Consider the following 16,552-nt stretch of genomic DNA (forward strand, 5'->3'; position numbering starts at 1 on the left):
TCCTTTTACGATGCCGTGCCCGCCGGGGAGGATGTCATGTCCACCAGCGCCTTCACGAACCCGCCGGGCTTGTCCCGTGTCGCGTCCAGCGCGTCGCCCAGCCGTTCCAGCGGATAATGGTGCGTGTACAACGGTGCCGGATCGAACCGCCCGCTCGCGACCGCATCGATCGCCTCGTGCAGCCCGCGCATCTGCACCGCCGGATCGCGTTCGTGCGCGTTGACGACGTCGATGCCCTTCCAGTTCCAGTCCTGCATGTTGACCTGGCGCGGGCCGTCCTGATGATAGCCCGCGATCACCAGCTTGCCCCCGAATCCGATCAGCGCGGTGGCGAGGTCCAGTGGCCATTGCTTGCCGACAGCCTCGATCACCCGCTCGCACATCGCTGCGCCGGTCAGCGCCTTCACCTGTTCGATGATCTGCCAGTGATCGTGCACCGGGATCGTCTCGGCCGCGCCGTAATGCGTCGCGAGGTCGAGGCTTTCCTGCCGGCGCGAGATCGCGATCACCCGTGCGCCGGCATCGCTGGCGAGCCGGGTCAGCACCGCGCCCAAAAATCCGATACCGACGATCGCCACCGTCTGGCCGGCACGAATGTCGCTGCGTCGAAAGATGTTGAAGGCGCAGCCCAGCGGCTCCCCCGGAAACGGCTGGCCATCGAGTGCGGCGGGTAGTCTGGCGACCATGTCCGCCTTCGCCAGATCGTATTCCGCGAACGAACGGTAGGAGAGGGCGGCGACGCGATCGCCGACGCTCAGCCCCTCGACCCCGGCGCCCAGCGCATCGATCCGCCCCCAGCCTTCATGTCCCAGTCCGCCGGCCTCGCCGGGGTAGGTAACCCAGGGCAGCCCGGCCCATGGCTCGAGGTTCGACGCGCACACGCCGCAACCCTCCAGCCTCAACCGTATCTCGCCCGCGCCCGGCTCAGGCACTGCGACCCCGTCCACCCGCATCGCGCCCGGCGCATCCAGCACCGCAGCGCGCATCATTCCTGCAACCATCTGATCTTCCATGTCTTATTGATTCCATGAGCGATCCCGGGATGCAGACGACCTTGCGCGATAATATCGCCGCGCTCGCGGATCGCGCACGTGCCGAACGCCGTGCCGCACCGCTGCCGGCGCGTATCGCCGATCGGATCACGCGCTTCACCGGATCGATGACCTTCGTCGCGATCCATCTGACCATTTACGGCCTGTGGATCGTCGCCAACCTCGGCTGGATACCGGGCATTCCCCGTTTCGATCCGACGTTCGTCATTCTGGCGTCCGAAGCGTCGGTGGAAGCGATCTTCCTCTCCACCTTCGTCCTCATCAGCCAGAACCGCATGGCCGAACAAGCCGATCGCCGCGCCGATCTCGACCTGCACATCAACCTGCTCGCCGAACACGAACTGACCCGCCTCGCCGCGCTGGTCGGCCGAATTGCCCAACGGCTCGACGTGCCGGTCGAGGACCGCGAGATCGAGACCGACGTGGAGCCCGAACGCGTGCTCGACGCGCTCGAAGCTCAAAAAGCCTGACGTCACGCCGCCGCGATCTGCGGCACGGATGAGACGCCCGCAGGTGCATAGCGATCGATCATCCACGCGCAAAAATCGGCGAATTGCTGCGGGTCCTTCGCCGCGCTGGTATGGTGCGGCTGGATGCCGAGATGTTCGGGCGTGAAGCAGAAGGTGACGGTGACGTCGAAGTCCTGCAACGCCTCCATCTGCCGGTCGAACCAGTCGATCGCATCGGGGCGGAAGCTGTCCGCCCAGCTCAGCCCGGTGCGCAGCCGCTTCGTGCCGAGCCGCTTCATCCACGCCACCGCCCCATCCAGCCGCGGGTCCTGATAGTGGAACCATTGCATCAGCCCCATGCGATCCGCGACCTCGGCATAGACGTCCAGCGACGCCTTGGGCGTGCCGTCCTCGCGGATCAGGCCCATGTAGAAATGGCGGTAATAGCTCGACCCCTCCGCCTCGCGATGACGGGTGGTCGCGCCCCATGCGTGCGGCAGGTCGAACAGCGAATACCAGAACACGCGGTCGACGCGGTCGAGCAGCAGTTCGGCGGTACGGCGGACCCCGAATTCCTGCACCTCCTCCGCCCCGAAGCTGCCGACGCCCACTTCAGTGGCCCAGATAGGCTTGTCAGGACACACCGCCTCGATCTCGGCGATCTTGTCGGGCCAGGCATGGATCGGCCACAGGTTCCAGTCGAGCGGGAAGCCGTGCACCGCGACGACGTCGACCGCATCGAGCGCGCCATGGCCGCGCATCCGGTTGACCCATTCGGGATCGATCGGGCTCATTCCCCCGAGGACCCGCGTCACCGCCGGGTTGATCGCCCGGATCGCGTTGCCAGCGCGGATCACCGTGTCGGCGAACAGCGACCAGTCGGGATCGACCTCCGGGTCCCAATGCGATTTGTTGTTCGGCTCGTTCCAGATCATCGCCGCTTCGATCATGCGTCGCTCCCCCTGTTTGGCCCCGTGCTGGGGTAGACCGCTGCGGGTCCGAATTCTGCGTAAGGCACCGGCGCGACCCGGCAGAGATAGACCTCGCTCTCCGGCTGCGCCTCGATGGTGAAGCCCGATGCGCGCAGCATCGCCGCGCTGCACGCTGCATTGGGTGCCCACCAGTTGGTCCAGTCGTGCGCGAACTCGCGCTCGATGAAGTGCATTCTGGGATAGCCCGGCTCGTCGAAATACGGCGGCGGTTCATGTGTCCCCGGCATGTGGAACGGGTGGTCAGCCGGCACCGGATACACCTCGCGCGATCCCTGTTGCATCGTCTGGAACAGCATCAGGTCGCCCGCGACGTGCTCGCGGATCAAGTCGAGCGCCAGCAACGGATGGCGCAGGTGATAGAGCACGCCCATGAAGATCACGAGGTCGAACCGCTCGCCCAGCGCACCCACATCGTAGACCGACAGGTTGCGGAACTCGACGCCGTCGAAGCCCAGCGCAGCGCTCGCCAGCCGCGCCTGCGCCAGATAGCGGTCGTCGCTGTCGATGCCGAGCACGCGATCCGCCCCGCGCCGCTTCATCTCGACCGAATAGAAGCCGGCGTTGCAGCCGATATCGAGCACCGATTTGCCGGTCAGATCGGCGGGCAGCGCGTCGGCGAAGCGCGCGAACTTGAATCGCGGATAATCGCCCAGAAAATGCTCCGGCGCGGTCTCGATGCCGTGCCCCAGATCGATGTTGTGAAACCACGGGCCGAGGCGCTCCACCTCGGCACGCAAGACATCCGGCGTCATGCAGCCACCCTTTCGTTCAAGCTCAACAGCCGCGCGCCCCAATCGCCCAACACCACGCGGCTGACCGAGGCCGGCGCGACATCGAAGCGCAGCAGATTATCCAATGGCAATCCGATCGCGTCGGCGACCGCAGCGCGGATCATGTCGGAATGTGTCACCAGCGCAATCACCGCGCCATCCTCAGCCGCGGCGACCGCGTGCATATAGCCGACGATCCGCGCCTGAGCCTCGGCCATTGTTTCCCCATCGGGAATCCGCGCGGTGCCACGCGATCCGTTCCAGTCGTCCCATGCCGGCCCTGCCAGCGTGCCGAAGGCGGCACCGGTCCAGTCGCCCATGTCTATCTCGATCAGCGCCTCGACCGGGATCGGAGCCGCCAGCCCGCAGGCCTCCGCGATCGCCGCCGCAGTGTCGCGGGTGCGCTCCAGCGGTGAACAGGCGATCCGGTCGATCCGTTCGCCGCGCAGGCCCCGTCCGAGAGCAGCGGCCTGCGCATGGCCTTCGCCGCTCAGCGCCACACCGTGCATCCGCCCGGACAGACGGCGATCGAGGTGCACATGCGCGGCATGCCGGATGAGGAGGAACGTCGCCGTCAACTCTGCGCCCTTGTCCAGAAACGCCGGCGAGTCGATGGCGAAACACCAACTTGCCAGCTTAACATCGGTTAAGAGGTTTGTACCTCAAGCTCCTAGGAACAAAGAAGAAGAACCTTCGTTCCACCCTCGTAGCGATTGTCCATACGAGAGGGCTGGGCACCGGATGCTTCGAACAGACACCAACAGCCGCAACCTGTCCTTGACCTCGATCATCAACATGGGTCAGTCGGCATGAGCGAGACGGTCCTGATCACCGGCGGCGCCGGTTTCATCGGTCGCTTCGTCGGCGACGAACTGCTCCGCCGCGGCAACCGGGTCCGCGTACTCGACAGCCTGATCCCGCAGGTTCACGGCCATGTCGACCGGCCGCCGCTGCTCAACGGCGAGGTCGAGCTGATCAAGGCGGACGTTCGCGACGGCGACGCGGTCGCGCGTGCCTTGCAGGGCATCGACAGCGTCATCCACCTCGCCGCGGAGGTCGGCGTGGGCCAGTCGATGTACGAGGTCGAGCGCTACACCTCGACCAACGACGTCGGCACCGCGGTGCTGTTCGAACGGCTGATCGACAACCCGGTGCGCCGCGTCGTCACCGCCTCGTCGATGTCGATCTACGGCGAGGGGCTGTACCGCGACGCCGACGGTGCGCTGGTCGAGAATGCGGAGCGTGGCGCGGTGCGCGACGGCATGGCGAACTGGGACCCGGTCGATGCGCAGGGTCGCACGCTGACCCCGGTGGCGACGCCGGAATGGAAGCGACCCAGCCTCGCCTCGATCTACGCGCTCAACAAATACGTGCAGGAGCGCACGACGCACATCATGGCGAAGCCGTACGGGATCGAGGGCGTCTGCCTGCGCCTGTTCAACGTCTACGGACCGGGGCAGGCGCTCTCCAACCCCTATACCGGCGTGCTGGCGATCTTCGCGTCGCGGTTGCTCAACGGGCAGCAACCGATGATCTTCGAGGATGGTGAGCAACGCCGCGACTTCGTCCATGTGTCCGACGTAGCGCGCGCCTTTGCCGATGCGCTGGTGTTGCCGGAGGCGGTCGACCAGACGTTCAACATCGGTTCGGGCCACGACCGCTCGGTGACCGAGGTCGCCGAGGCGCTGGCCAAGGCGATGGGCAAGAACGACATCCGCCCCGAGATCGTCGGCAAGGCGCGCATCGGCGATATCCGCCATTGCTTCTGCGACACCAGCCTCGCCGAGGAGCGGATCGGGTTCCGGGCGACGCAGGACTTCATCGAAGGGCTGGCGGAACTGGCCGAATGGGTCGGCGAACAGACCGCCGAGGACAATGTCGGGCAGGCGAGAGCAGAGCTGGAGAAGCGGGGGCTGGTCGCGTGACGCCGCACCCGTCCACCCACACCCCCTTCGTCATCCCGGCGAACGCCGGGACCCATGGAGGGGGTGCCACTGCTGAGTGCCACCATCGCAGGCCGATCGGGTCCATGGGTCCCGGCGTTCGCCGGGATGACGGCCGGGGGGAGGGTGCCCCCTCAACGCAACGCCGTCATCCCCGCGCAGGCGGGGATCCATATCGGCTGACCTCGCGATCCCATCGAAAGCCTGCGCCTATGGATCCCCGCCTGCGCGGGGATGACGAATGGCTGTGGGGTATTGCGCGCGAGATCAACGAGGCGGCCCATGCCCACTGACGCCCCCATCCTCGTTACCGGCGGCGCGGGCTTCATCGGCTCGAACATCGCCGACCGCCTCGCAAGCGAAGGCCATCACGTCCTGATCTACGATGCGCTCACCCGCCCCGGCGTCGAGCGCAACCTGTCGTGGCTGCAACAACGCCACGCCACGAAGATCACCCCCATCCAGGCCGACGTCCGCAACGCCGCGGACCTGACCCGCGCGGTGAACGAGGCGCAGGCGGTGTTCCACATGGCGGCGCAGGTCGCCGTCACTACCAGCATGGAAGACCCCCGCGACGACCTCGAGATCAATATCCTCGGCACCTTCAACCTGCTCGAGGCGCTTCGGCAGAAACCCGGCACGCCGGTCGTCTTCGCCTCCACCAACAAGGTCTACGGCGACCTCGCCGACCTCGATTTCGCGCGCGATGGCGACACCTACGTCCCCGTCGACGACACTGTCCGCGCCCATGGCATAGGAGAGGATCGGCCGCTCGACTTCCACACGCCTTATGGCGTTTCGAAGGGGGCGGCCGACCAATATGTCCTCGATTACGCGCGCAGCTATGGCGTCCCCACCGCGGTGCTGCGCATGTCGTGCATCTACGGTCAGCGCCAGATGGGGACCGAGGATCAGGGTTGGGTCGCGCACTTCCTGATCCGCGCGCTCGAAGGCAAGCCGATCACGCTCTACGGCGACGGCTATCAGGTCCGCGACATCCTCGACGTGTCGAATGCGGTCGAGGCGTATCTGCACGCGTGGCAGCGCATCGATCAGGTGAAGGGCAGGGCGTTCAACCTCGGCGGCGGTCCCGCCAACGCGGTGTCGTTGCGGGTGTTGCTCGCCCACATCGGCGACCTGATCGGCCGGGAGGTCGACGTGTCCTTCTCCGACTGGCGCGCCGGCGATCAGCGTTATTTCGTCGCAGACACGCGTGCGGCGGAAGCGGCGCTCGGCCTGTCGCCGAAGGTGGCTTGGCGAGACGGTGTCGCCCATCTCGCGCGGTGGCTGGCGACGGAGCGCGGGCTCAATCATCCGATCGGCGAGTGGCTGACGGTCCCCGCCGAATGAGGATTTTGCTCACCACCGACGCGGTCGGCGGCGTCTGGCAATATACCACCGAACTCGCGCAGGCGCTGAGCACGCGCGGGGTGGAATGCGTGGTGGCGGTGCTCGGGCCGGCGCCTGACGAGGATCAGCGTGGGGCGATGGCGCCAACGCCGGCCAAAAGCACTCTGTCACCCCGGACTCGTTCCGGGGTCCACTCATCCACATCGGAAGGCCTTTCGCCTCAAGCTGTTCGTCTCGCCTCGGAGCGGACCCCGGAACACTTCCGGGGTGACGGGGGAGGTGGGGCAGCCCTATCCGCAGCTCCCATCACCCTCATCGAAACCGGCCTCCCGCTCGACTGGACCTGCGCCGACGCCGCGCCGGTACTCGCGGCGGGGAAGGCGATCGCCGCGCTGGCCAAGGACCATGCGGTGGATCTCATCCATTATAACATGCCGACGCTCGCAGCCGTGGGTACGCCGCCGGTGCCGTCGATCGCGGTTGCCCACGGCTGCGTCTCGACCTGGTGGGAAGCCGCCAAGGGCACGCCGCTCGGTCAGGATTATCGCTGGCACCGCGCACTCACCGCCGATGGCCTGCGCGCGGTCGATCGCGTCGTCGCGCCCAGCGCCGCCTATGCTGCGATCGTCGAGCGTCACTACCGCCTCGAAACGCCGGTGCTGGCGATCCACAATGGCCGGACGCTCACCGGCGCCTACGATCCCGCCGCGCCGATGGCCGACGTGGCGCTGACCGTCGGTCGCCTATGGGATGGCGTCAAGAACGCCGCGTTGCTCGACAAGGCCGCCGCGCGCCTGCCGATCCCGTTCCTCGCCGCCGGCGCGTCTAAGGGGCCGCACGGCGAGACGATCCGCCTCGATCACCTGCGCGAACTCGGCCATCTGTCGGGCGAGCAGATCGCCGCACATCTCGCCAAGCGGCCGATCTTCGTCTCCGCCGCCAGCTTCGAACCCTTCGGCCTCGCCGTCCTCGAAGCCGCGCAGGCCGGTTGCGCGCTCGTCCTCGCCGATATCCCGACGTTTCGCGAATTGTGGGACGGCGCGGCCAGCTTCGTCCCCCTCGATGGCGGATGGTGCGAGGCGATCGAGGCGCTGGTCCACGACACGCCGCGCCGCGCCGCACTGGGCGAGGCCGCCCGCAGCCGTGCAGCCCGCTACACTCCCGATGCGACCGCCGCTCGCATGCTCGCGCTCTATCGCGACGTAATCGCCTCGCATCCGCCCGCCCGGAAAGCCGCCGCATGAAAATAGTCTACTTCACCCACAGCCTCGCCTCATGCTGGAATCACGGCAACGCCCACTTCCTGCGCGGCGTGCTGAGCGAACTGATCGCACGCGACCACGACGTCCGCGTTTATGCGCCCGAAAACGCCTGGAGCCTGACGAACCTCGTCGCCGATCATGGCCCCGAGGGACTCGACGCCTATCGCGAGGCCTATCCCGAACTCGGCTCGGTCAGCTATCCCGAGCGCCCCGATGTCGCCGAGATGGTCGACGGGGCCGACTTCGTCATCGTTCACGAATGGAACGACCACGCACTCGTCGCGGCGATCGGTGCGCTTCGCAAGCAGGGCGCGTCCTTTACTTTGCTGTTCCACGACACCCACCATCGCGCGGTCAGCGAGCCTGATCAGATGCGCGCCTACGACCTGTCGGGTTATGACGGCGTGCTGGCGTTCGGCGAGACGCTGAGCGAGGTCTATCGCGGCTGGGGCTGGAGCGGGCGCGTGTGGACGTGGCACGAGGCCGCAGACATCCGCCGCTTCCACCCGCCCGCTGCCGAAGGGCCGCGCGAAGGCCTCGTCTGGGTCGGCAATTGGGGCGACGGCGAGCGCACCGAGGAGCTCGAGACCTATCTGTTCGAACCGGCGAAGGCGGCGGCCCTCAGTCTCGACGTCTACGGCGTCCGCTACCCGCAGACTGCGCGCGAGACGCTCGCCCGCTATGGCGCGAGCTATCACGGCTGGGCCGCCAACGCTGCGGCGCCGGGCCTGTTCGCGCAGCACCTCGCCACCGTCCACGTACCCCGCCGCTATTATGCGACGATCCTGCCGGGCATCCCGACGATCCGGGTGTTCGAGGCGCTCGCCTGCGGCATCCCGTTGGTGAGCGCACCGTGGGACGACAGCGAAGGCCTGTTCCGCATCGGGCAGGATTTCCTGATGGTCCGCTCCGGCGCGGCAATGACGCAGGCGCTGCGCGACCTGCGCGAGGATGCCGACCTGCGCGCCGCGCTCGTCGCATCCGGATTGGAGACGATCCGCGCCCGCCACACCTGCGCCCACCGCGTCGACGAACTGCTCGCTATTGTCGCGCGCCTCCAGACAGACCAACAGACTCCGGCCCGCAAGGACGCAGCATGAAGATCGCCTTCTACGGCTCCAGCCTCGTCTCCAGCTACTGGAACGGCGCCGCCACCTATTATCGCGGCATCCTCAAGGCGCTGCACAAACGCGGCTACGACATCACCTTCTACGAACCCGACGCGTTCGACCGGCAGCAGCACCGCGACATCGATCCGCCCGCCTATGCGAAGTCGGTCGTCTACCCGGCGACGGTCGACGCGCTGAACGGCGTCCTCGCCGAAGCCGCCAAGGCCGACATTGTGGTGAAGGCCAACGGCGTCGGCGTGTTCGATGCCGAATTGCTGGAAGGCATCATCCGCCACGCCCGTCCCGATGCCCTGAAGATCTTCTGGGACGTCGACGCGGCCGCGACCCTCGACGAGATGCGCGTCGACGCCTCGCACCCGGTACTGAAGGCGTTGCCCGACCTCGACATGGTCCTCACCTACGGCGGCGGCCCGCCGGTGGTCGATGCCTATACCGGCTTCGGCGCGGCGCGCTGCATCCCGGTCTACAATGCCCTCGATCCCGAGACGCATCACCCGGTGCCGCGCGACGAGCGCTTCGCCTGCGACCTCGCCTTCCTCGGCAATCGCCTGCCCGATCGCGAAGCGCGCGTGGAGGAATTCTTCCTGCGCCCCGCCGCATTGCTGCCCGACCAGAGCTTCCTGATCGGCGGCAACGGCTGGGATAGCAAGGCGATGCCTGCCAATGTCCGCCACCGCGGCCATGTCTACACCGCCGAGCACAACGCCTTCAACTGCACCCCGCGCGCGGTCCTCAACGTCGCCCGCGACAGCATGGCGCACATCGGCTTCTCGCCCGCGACCCGCGTGTTCGAGGCGGCAGGCGCCGCGGCCTGCCTCATCACCGATGCTTGGGAAGGCATCGAGCAATTCCTGATCCCCGACGAGGAGGTGCTGGTCGCCCGCGACGGGCAGGACGTCGTGGAGCATCTCGCGGCGCTCACCCCCGAACGCGCGCAGGCGATCGGCCAAGCGGCGCTCCGCCGGGTGCTCGCCGAACACACCTACGACCTGCGCGGGGTCGAGGTCGACCGCCTGTTTCAGGCGCACCGGATGAAGGTGGCGGCATGAAGCTCGTCGTCCTCGGCCTCAGCCTCGGTTCGTCCTGGGGCAACGGCCATGCCACCACCTTCCGCGCGCTGCTGAAGGCGTTCGCCGCACGCGGCCACGACATCCTGTTTCTGGAACGCGAAGTCCCCTGGTACGCCGGCGATCATCGCGATCTGATCGATCCCGATTACTGCCGCCTCGAATATTACGCGGACCTCGACGACCTGAGCCGCTGGCAGTCGGAGATCGCGGCGGCGGACGCGGTAATCGTCGGTTCCTACGTTCCGGACGGCGTCGCGGTCGGCCGTTACGTGCAGCGCCACGCACGCACATCCGCCTTCTACGACATCGATACGCCCGTCACGCTGGCGAAGCTCGCGCGCGGCGATTTCGAATATCTCTCGCCCGACATCATCCGGGGCTACGACGTCTATCTCAGCTTCACCGGCGGCCCGACGCTCGAACGGCTGGAGCAGGCGTTCGGCTCGCCCGCGGCCCGCGCGCTCTATTGCTCGGTCGACGATGCCGCCTACCGTCCGCTCGATGTCCCGAAGCGGTGGGATCTCAGCTATCTCGGCACCTATAGCGACGATCGTCAGCCGACGCTCACCCGGCTGCTGATCGACGTGGCGCGCGCCCAGCCGCACCGTCGCTTCGCCGTCGCCGGTCCGCAATATCCCGCCGACATTGATTGGCCCGCCAACGTCGAGCGGATCGACCATCTGCCGCCCGCCGAGCATGCCGCTTTCTATTCGGCGTCGCGCTTCACGCTCAACGTGACGCGTGCCGATATGATCGCCGCCGGCTGGTCGCCGTCGGTGCGCCTGTTCGAGGCGGCGGCGTGCGGCACCCCGATCATCTCCGACCACTGGGACGGGATCGACGGCATCTTCGCCGACGGGACCGAGATCATCCTCGCCTACGGCGCGCAGGACGTCATCGCCGCCCTCGATCGTGATGCCACCGCGCTCGGTCGGGCCGCCCGCGCCCGCGTCCTCGCCGACCACACCGCCACCACGCGCGCCGCCCAGCTCGAAGCGCATCTCATCGAAGCCAGGGGAAAAGCCATGACACATACCCTCGTCGCCGGCGGTGCCGGCTTCATCGGCTCGCACCTGTGCAAGGCGCTGCTCGACCGCGGCGAGCACGTCGTCTGCGTCGACAACCTCCAGACCTCGCGTCCGTCGAACCTCGCCGCGCTGGAGGATCATCCTCACTTCACCTTCGTCGAGGCGGACGTCGTCGACGTGCTGCCGCCGTCGGTGACGGCGCGCCGCTACGACCGGGTGTACAACCTCGCCTGCGCCGCCTCGCCGCCGCAATATCAGGCCGATCCCGAACACACGATGTTGACCAACGTCGTCGGCACCGACCGCCTGCTCCGCCTCGCCGAGGCGAACGGCGCCCGGTTCCTGCTCACTTCGACCAGTGAGGTCTATGGCGATCCCGAACACCACCCGCAGCAGGAAAGCTATCGCGGCTTCGTCAGCTGCACCGGCCCGCGCGCCTGCTACGACGAGGGCAAGCGTGCGGCCGAATCGCTGACGTTCGACTTCGCCCGCACCGGCCGCGCGCAGGTCCGCGTCGCGCGCATCTTCAACACCTACGGCCCCAACATGAACCCCGACGACGGCCGCGTCGTATCGAACCTGATCTGTCAAGCGCTGTCGGGCGAACCGATTACCGTCTACGGCGACGGCAGCCAGACGCGCAGCTTCTGCTACGTCTCCGACCTCGTCGCGGGCCTTATTGCACTGATGGATGCGGAGTTCGACGGCATGGAGCCTGTCAATCTCGGTAACCCCAACGAGTTGACGATCAACGATCTGCTGACGCAGGTCGTCACCCTCACCGGGACGACCGCGCCGATCGTTCATCGCCCGCTGCCTGTCGACGATCCCCGCCGCCGCCGCCCGGACATCGCGCGTGCCCGAGCGCTGCTCGACTGGGAACCATGCATTGCGCTATCCGAGGGCCTGTCGCTGACCTGCGCATGGTTCGCGCACGAGCTTGCGGACGGGCCATCGTCGGCGGATCGGCTGGCCTGCGCGGCGGAATAAGACGTACAGGGAACGTTACGATGCCGATCCGGGTTTGTACGTGTCGATGAGAGACGATCCAACGCCACGCGTGCTGCCTGCCGCCGATCTGGCCACGTTCCCGCTTACCGGGCGGTTCCTGCTCGGCCGGGGCAGGGACCGGATGACCGACGACGAACGCCACGTTCTCGAAAGCGCGGCATCCGCGGTGAAAGATTATCCTGCGCGCCACCATCTGGTCCGCCGCGGCGAGCCGGTCCACCAGAGCATGATGCTGATCGACGGCTATGTGACGCGGTATATGGACGATCGCGAAGGATACCGGCAGCTTGTATCCGTCCATATCCCGGGTGATTTCGTCGATCTGCACGGTTTCCCGACCGGTCGCCTCGATCATGATATCGGAACGCTCGGGCCGGTCCGCATGGCGTTGTTTGATCACGAGACGCTGGTCGGCATCACCGAAGAGCATCCACGGCTCACCCGCTTCCTGTGGTTCGCGACGCTGATCGACGCGGCGATGCACCGTGAATGGATTTTCCGTCTCGGGCGCCTCGGCGCGGACGGCCGCCTTGCGCACTTCTTTTGCGAATTGAACGCGCGACTGGAAATGGTCGGGCTGGCGAGCGGCGGCAAATTCGACCTGCCGCTGACCCAGCCCGATCTGGCCGAGGCGTGCGGGCTGACGGGCGTCCACGTCAACCGGACGCTACGGTCGCTGCGCGAACAGGGCCTGCTGCTGTTCAAGAACGGGCAGGTCGAGATACTCGATACGCAAGGCCTGTGTGCGGTCGCGGAGTTCGAGAGCGATTACCTCTATTCCGATTTCGGCCCGTGGAAGACGACATGAACGAAGACGAACAACACAGCCACGCCCAGTCACCCCAGACCCGGCCCGGTTCGGTATCCACCGAGAATGGTCAGGTCATGCTGGACGGACCCGACGGCGTCGCGGTGGCGATGACGCCGGAGGCTGCACTGGAAACCGGCCGGCGCCTGATCGCGGCGGCGGAGGCGGCCGCTCCTCCCGCTACCATGCCTGCAACGGGGTGACGCACACGGATCATCGGCTATGCTGCGGCCAGTCATGATCCGGAGAGTATCTTGCGTCACATCCTTCTCGCTGCCGGCGCGAGCGCGCTGATGGCCACCAGTGCGTTCGCCCAGACCAATCCGCCAGCCGCAGCACAGGCCACCAATCCGCTACTGGCGGACTGGACGGGTCTCTATGGCGGGGTGCCGCCGTGGGACAAGGTGAAGCCGGAGCTGTTCCCCGCCGCGTTCGAGGTGTCGCTCGCCGAGCGCGCCGCGGATTATCGCAAGATCGCCGACAATCCCGCGGCGCCGACCTTCGCCAACACCTTCGTGCCGATGCAGCTTGCCGGCCAGCGCTACGGCCGCGTGATGACGCTGTTCGGCGTCATGACCGGCAACATGAACAGTCCGGCCTATCAGGGGCTCGACCGCGAATGGTCGCCCAAGTTCGCCGCCGCGTCCGACGCCATCACCTTCGATCCGAAATTGTTCGCGCGGATCGAAGCGGTCAATGCCGCCCGCGCGAAGCTTGATCCGCAGCAGCAGCGGCTGGTGACGCGCACCTACGACAGCTACGTCCGCCAGGGTGCGAAGCTGGATGCGACGCAAAAGGCGCAGCTTTCCGCCTACAATCAGCAACTCGCCAGCGCGTTCAGCGACTTCTCCAGGCGGCTGCTCGCCGACGAGAATACCGCGATCACTGTGACGGACGAGGCGCAGCTCGCCGGCGTGCCCGACAGCGTAAAGGCGGTGGCCAAAGCTGCCGCTGCCGAGCGCGGCCAGACCGGCTGGGCGATCGTCAACACGCGCTCAGCGATCGACCCGGTGCTCACCTTCGCCACCGACCGCGGGTTGCGCGAGAAGGTCTGGCGCGCCTTCGTCAATCGCGGCGACAATAACGACGCCAACGATACGAATGCGACCATCGCGAAGATCGTCAAACTGCGCGCCGACCGCGCGCATTTGCTTGGGTTCAAGACGCATGCCGACTGGCGGATGCAGGACACGATGGCGAAGACGCCCACCGCGGCGATGGACCTGATGATGCGCGTCTGGCCCGCCGCCAAGGCGCGCGTCGCCGAAGAGGTCCGCGACATGCAGGCGATCGCCGACAAATCGGCCACCAAGATCACCATCGAGCCCTGGGACTATCGCTTCTATCAGGAACAGGTTCGGAAAAGCCGGTACGACCTCGATCAGGCGCAGCTGAAGCCCTATTTCGAACTCAACAACATCATCCAGGGTTCGCTCTACGCCGCCAATCGGCTGTACGGGCTGAACTTCAAGGAGATCACCGGCACCGTTCCCGTGTTCGAACCGAACATGCGGGTCTGGCACGTCACCGATCGCGCCGGGAAAGAGGTCGGGCTGTTCTACCGCGACGATTTCGCCCGTTCCGGCAAGCGGTCTGGCGCGTGGGCCAACACCTACCGCGGCCAGCGCAAGCTTGCCCCGGCGCAGACGGTGCTGTCGTCGAACAACAACAACTTTGCCAAGGGCGCGAAGGGCGAACCGATCCTCATCAGCCTCGACGATGCGCAGACGCTGTTCCACGAATTCGGCCACGCCATCCACGCGATGTTGCAGGACGTGACCTATCCCGGCCTTGCCGGTACACCGCGCGACTTCGTCGAATTTCCCAGTCAGGTGAACGAACATTGGCTGCTGACGCGCGACGTGCTCGATAAATATGCGCGTCATTACCAGACCGGTGCGGCGATGCCGCAGGCTCTGCTCGACAAGATCGAAGCATCAAAGACGTTCAATCAAGGGTTTGCCACTACCGAGTATCTCTCGTCCGCCATCGTCGATATGAAGTTGCACACAATTGCCAACGGAGTCGTCGATCCCGATGCCTTCGAACGCGCGACATTGGCGGAGATCGGGATGCCGAAAGAGCTGGTGATGCGTCACCGCCTGCCGCAATTCAATCATCTGTTCTCTTCGGATAGTTATTCCGCGGGATATTACAGCTACTTGTGGTCGGAGACCATGGATGCGGACACCTTCGCGGCCTTCGAGGAAGCAGGCAGTCCGTGGGACAAGGCGACCGCCGATCGCTTCGCGAGGATCCTGCTGTCGACCGGCAACGAAACCGATCGCGCCGCCGCCTATCGCGCCTTCCGCGGGCGCGACCCCGACGTGAACGCCTTGCTTGCCAAGCGCGGGTTCCCGATTACCGGTGTCGCCCCGCCGGCGGGCGTGACGCGGTGAGTGCGGCGACGGCCAACCCGGCGCCTGCGGGCCGACTGAAATCGATCCTCGGCGGATCGGCGGGCAATCTGGTCGAATGGTTCGACTGGTACGTCTATTCGGCGTTCGGCCTCTATTTCGCGCCCCATTTCTTTCCGAAGGGCGATCCGACCGCGCAACTGCTCAACACCGCTGCAGTGTTTGCCGTCGGTTTCATCATGCGGCCGATCGGCGCATGGATCATGGGCATCTACGCCGATCGTCGTGGACGGAAGGCCGGGTTGACGCTGTCGGTGACGTTGATGTGCGCCGGTGCGTTCCTGATCGCCATCTGTCCGGGCTATGCGACGATCGGCTGGGGGGCGCCCGCGTTGCTGGTCTTCGCCCGACTCATGCAGGGTCTGTCCGTCGGCGGTGAATATGGCGCGAGCGCGGTGTATCTGTCCGAGATGGCGGGCAAGAACCGTCGCGGCTTCTTTTCGTCCTTCCAGTACGTCACGCTGATCGCCGGGCAGTTGCTCGCGCTGTTCACGCTGCTGCTGTTGCAGGGCGTCCTAAGCGAGGCGCAGCTCGAGGAATGGGGCTGGCGCCTGCCGTTCGCGCTCGGTGGCCTGCTGGCGATCGTCGTCTTCCGCATCCGCCGCGGACTGATGGAGACAGAGGCCTTTACCAATGCCAGGGACAAGCCGAAATCGAGCGGCTGGCTGCTGTTCACCCAGCATCCGCGGCAGGCGATCACCGTCATCCTGCTGACGGCCGGCGGCACGCTCGCCTTCTACGCCTACACCACGTACATGCAAAAATTCCTGGTCAACACCAGTGGGTTCAGCCGCGAAAGTGCGACCTGGATCATGACGCTGGCGCTTGCACTCTATGCCGGTATCCAGCCGCTGGCGGGCGCATTGTCCGATCGGATCGGCCGCAAGCCGCTGATGATCGGCTTCGGCATCGCCGGCCTGATCGCGACCGTGCCGATCTTCACCGCACTGGAAACGGTCAAGGATCCGATCGTGGCATGGGCTCTGGTGATGACCGCGCTCGTGATCGTCACCGGCTATACCGCGATCAACGCCGTGGTGAAGGCGGAGCTGTTCCCGGCGCACATCCGCGCGCTCGGCGTGGCCTTGCCCTATGCGCTGGCGAACACCGCGTTCGGCGGGACCGCGGAATATGTCGCGCTTTGGCTCAAGAACGCGAACATGGAGCGCACCTTCTACTGGTACGTCACCGCGATGATCGGCATCTCGCTCATCACCTATTGGCGGATGAAGGACACCCGCGCGAACAGCCAGATCGCCGAGGATTGATT

15 protein-coding genes are annotated in these 16,552 nt (G+C 66.4%); 11 read left to right on the forward strand and 4 right to left on the reverse strand.

Annotated elements, in window-relative coordinates; translation table 11 throughout:
* Positions 1-5: 5 nt before the first annotated feature.
* Positions 6-1,013, reverse strand: a complete 1,008-nt coding sequence (locus tag LRA87_RS05070; protein WP_230629675.1) for an MDR/zinc-dependent alcohol dehydrogenase-like family protein — start codon at positions 1,011-1,013, stop codon at positions 6-8.
* Between the two features lie 14 nt (positions 1,014-1,027).
* On the opposite strand from LRA87_RS05070, the gene LRA87_RS05075 reads away from it, so the two are divergent.
* Positions 1,028-1,522: a DUF1003 domain-containing protein gene (locus LRA87_RS05075; protein WP_230629677.1), complete on the forward strand. Its 495-nt coding sequence runs from the start codon at positions 1,028-1,030 to the stop codon at positions 1,520-1,522.
* A gap of 2 nt (positions 1,523-1,524) precedes the next feature.
* Here the strand turns inward: LRA87_RS05075 and LRA87_RS05080 are convergent, their stop codons facing one another.
* Genes LRA87_RS05080 through LRA87_RS05090 form a run of 3 tightly spaced genes read right to left on the reverse strand, consistent with a single transcriptional unit; the run spans position 1,525 to position 3,841 of the window.
* Positions 1,525-2,451: a glycosyl hydrolase gene (locus LRA87_RS05080; RefSeq protein WP_230629679.1), complete on the reverse strand. Its 927-nt coding sequence runs from the start codon at positions 2,449-2,451 to the stop codon at positions 1,525-1,527.
* Positions 2,448-3,245, reverse strand: a complete 798-nt coding sequence (locus LRA87_RS05085; protein WP_230629681.1) for a TIGR04290 family methyltransferase — start codon at positions 3,243-3,245, stop codon at positions 2,448-2,450. The genes LRA87_RS05080 and LRA87_RS05085 overlap by 4 nt, the downstream gene beginning before the upstream one ends.
* On the reverse strand, positions 3,242-3,841 hold the full coding sequence (locus tag LRA87_RS05090) for a histidine phosphatase family protein (RefSeq protein ID WP_230629683.1): 600 nt from the start codon (positions 3,839-3,841) through the stop codon (positions 3,242-3,244). Before LRA87_RS05090 ends, LRA87_RS05085 begins: the two co-directional genes overlap by 4 nt.
* Before the next feature lie 231 nt (positions 3,842-4,072).
* On the opposite strand from LRA87_RS05090, the gene LRA87_RS05095 reads away from it, so the two are divergent.
* From LRA87_RS05095 to LRA87_RS05145, 10 genes are all read left to right on the forward strand, one after another.
* Positions 4,073-5,188: an NAD-dependent epimerase/dehydratase family protein gene (locus LRA87_RS05095; protein WP_230629685.1), complete on the forward strand. Its 1,116-nt coding sequence runs from the start codon at positions 4,073-4,075 to the stop codon at positions 5,186-5,188.
* Between the two features lie 300 nt (positions 5,189-5,488).
* Positions 5,489-6,556 (forward strand): SDR family NAD(P)-dependent oxidoreductase, encoded by a 1,068-nt coding sequence (locus LRA87_RS05100; RefSeq protein WP_230629687.1) that lies wholly within the window; start codon positions 5,489-5,491, stop codon positions 6,554-6,556.
* A complete protein-coding gene (locus tag LRA87_RS05105; protein ID WP_230629689.1) occupies positions 6,553-7,800 on the forward strand; it encodes a glycosyltransferase family 4 protein in 1,248 nt (415 codons plus the stop codon). Before LRA87_RS05100 ends, LRA87_RS05105 begins: the two co-directional genes overlap by 4 nt.
* On the forward strand, positions 7,797-8,918 hold the full coding sequence (locus LRA87_RS05110; protein ID WP_230629691.1) for a CgeB family protein: 1,122 nt from the start codon (positions 7,797-7,799) through the stop codon (positions 8,916-8,918). The genes LRA87_RS05105 and LRA87_RS05110 overlap by 4 nt, the downstream gene beginning before the upstream one ends.
* Positions 8,915-9,997, forward strand: a complete 1,083-nt coding sequence (locus LRA87_RS05115) for a CgeB family protein (RefSeq protein ID WP_230629693.1) — start codon at positions 8,915-8,917, stop codon at positions 9,995-9,997. The genes LRA87_RS05110 and LRA87_RS05115 overlap by 4 nt, the downstream gene beginning before the upstream one ends.
* The gene (locus tag LRA87_RS18435) at positions 9,994-12,036 is read left to right on the forward strand and encodes a bifunctional glycosyltransferase/UDP-glucuronate decarboxylase (RefSeq protein WP_329958577.1); all 2,043 of its coding nucleotides are present in this window, start codon (positions 9,994-9,996) and stop codon (positions 12,034-12,036) included. Before LRA87_RS05115 ends, LRA87_RS18435 begins: the two co-directional genes overlap by 4 nt.
* 46 nt (positions 12,037-12,082) lie before the next feature.
* Positions 12,083-12,865, forward strand: a complete 783-nt coding sequence (locus tag LRA87_RS05130) for a Crp/Fnr family transcriptional regulator (protein ID WP_230629695.1) — start codon at positions 12,083-12,085, stop codon at positions 12,863-12,865.
* On the forward strand, positions 12,862-13,068 hold the full coding sequence (locus LRA87_RS05135) for a hypothetical protein (protein WP_230629697.1): 207 nt from the start codon (positions 12,862-12,864) through the stop codon (positions 13,066-13,068). Before LRA87_RS05130 ends, LRA87_RS05135 begins: the two co-directional genes overlap by 4 nt.
* Positions 13,069-13,119: 51 nt before the next feature.
* Positions 13,120-15,264 (forward strand): M3 family metallopeptidase, encoded by a 2,145-nt coding sequence (locus LRA87_RS05140; RefSeq protein WP_329958578.1) that lies wholly within the window; start codon positions 13,120-13,122, stop codon positions 15,262-15,264.
* Positions 15,261-16,550 carry an MFS transporter gene (locus LRA87_RS05145; RefSeq protein ID WP_230629699.1) on the forward strand — a complete coding sequence of 430 codons (1,290 nt, stop codon included), beginning with the start codon at positions 15,261-15,263 and terminating at the stop codon, positions 16,548-16,550. Before LRA87_RS05140 ends, LRA87_RS05145 begins: the two co-directional genes overlap by 4 nt.
* Positions 16,551-16,552: the final 2 nt, after the last annotated feature.

Source organism: Sphingomonas sp. Leaf37, assembly GCF_920939475.1.
In the GTDB taxonomy this organism is placed as follows: domain Bacteria; phylum Pseudomonadota; class Alphaproteobacteria; order Sphingomonadales; family Sphingomonadaceae; genus Sphingomonas.

Excerpts from the sequence above, each read along its gene's own strand:
- LRA87_RS05070 (WP_230629675.1), bottom strand. The coding sequence starts at position 1,013 with ATGGAAGATCAGATGGTTGCAGGAATGATGCGCGCTGCGGTGCTGGAT.
- LRA87_RS05075 (WP_230629677.1), top strand. The coding sequence starts at position 1,028 with ATGAGCGATCCCGGGATGCAGACGACCTTGCGCGATAATATCGCCGCG.
- LRA87_RS05080 (WP_230629679.1), bottom strand. The coding sequence starts at position 2,451 with ATGATCGAAGCGGCGATGATCTGGAACGAGCCGAACAACAAATCGCAT.
- LRA87_RS05085 (WP_230629681.1), bottom strand. The coding sequence starts at position 3,245 with ATGACGCCGGATGTCTTGCGTGCCGAGGTGGAGCGCCTCGGCCCGTGG.
- LRA87_RS05095 (WP_230629685.1), top strand. The coding sequence starts at position 4,073 with ATGAGCGAGACGGTCCTGATCACCGGCGGCGCCGGTTTCATCGGTCGC.
- LRA87_RS05100 (WP_230629687.1), top strand. The coding sequence starts at position 5,489 with ATGCCCACTGACGCCCCCATCCTCGTTACCGGCGGCGCGGGCTTCATC.
- LRA87_RS05105 (WP_230629689.1), top strand. The coding sequence starts at position 6,553 with ATGAGGATTTTGCTCACCACCGACGCGGTCGGCGGCGTCTGGCAATAT.
- LRA87_RS05110 (WP_230629691.1), top strand. The coding sequence starts at position 7,797 with ATGAAAATAGTCTACTTCACCCACAGCCTCGCCTCATGCTGGAATCAC.
- LRA87_RS05115 (WP_230629693.1), top strand. The coding sequence starts at position 8,915 with ATGAAGATCGCCTTCTACGGCTCCAGCCTCGTCTCCAGCTACTGGAAC.
- LRA87_RS18435 (WP_329958577.1), top strand. The coding sequence starts at position 9,994 with ATGAAGCTCGTCGTCCTCGGCCTCAGCCTCGGTTCGTCCTGGGGCAAC.
- LRA87_RS05130 (WP_230629695.1), top strand. The coding sequence starts at position 12,083 with ATGAGAGACGATCCAACGCCACGCGTGCTGCCTGCCGCCGATCTGGCC.
- LRA87_RS05135 (WP_230629697.1), top strand. The coding sequence starts at position 12,862 with ATGAACGAAGACGAACAACACAGCCACGCCCAGTCACCCCAGACCCGG.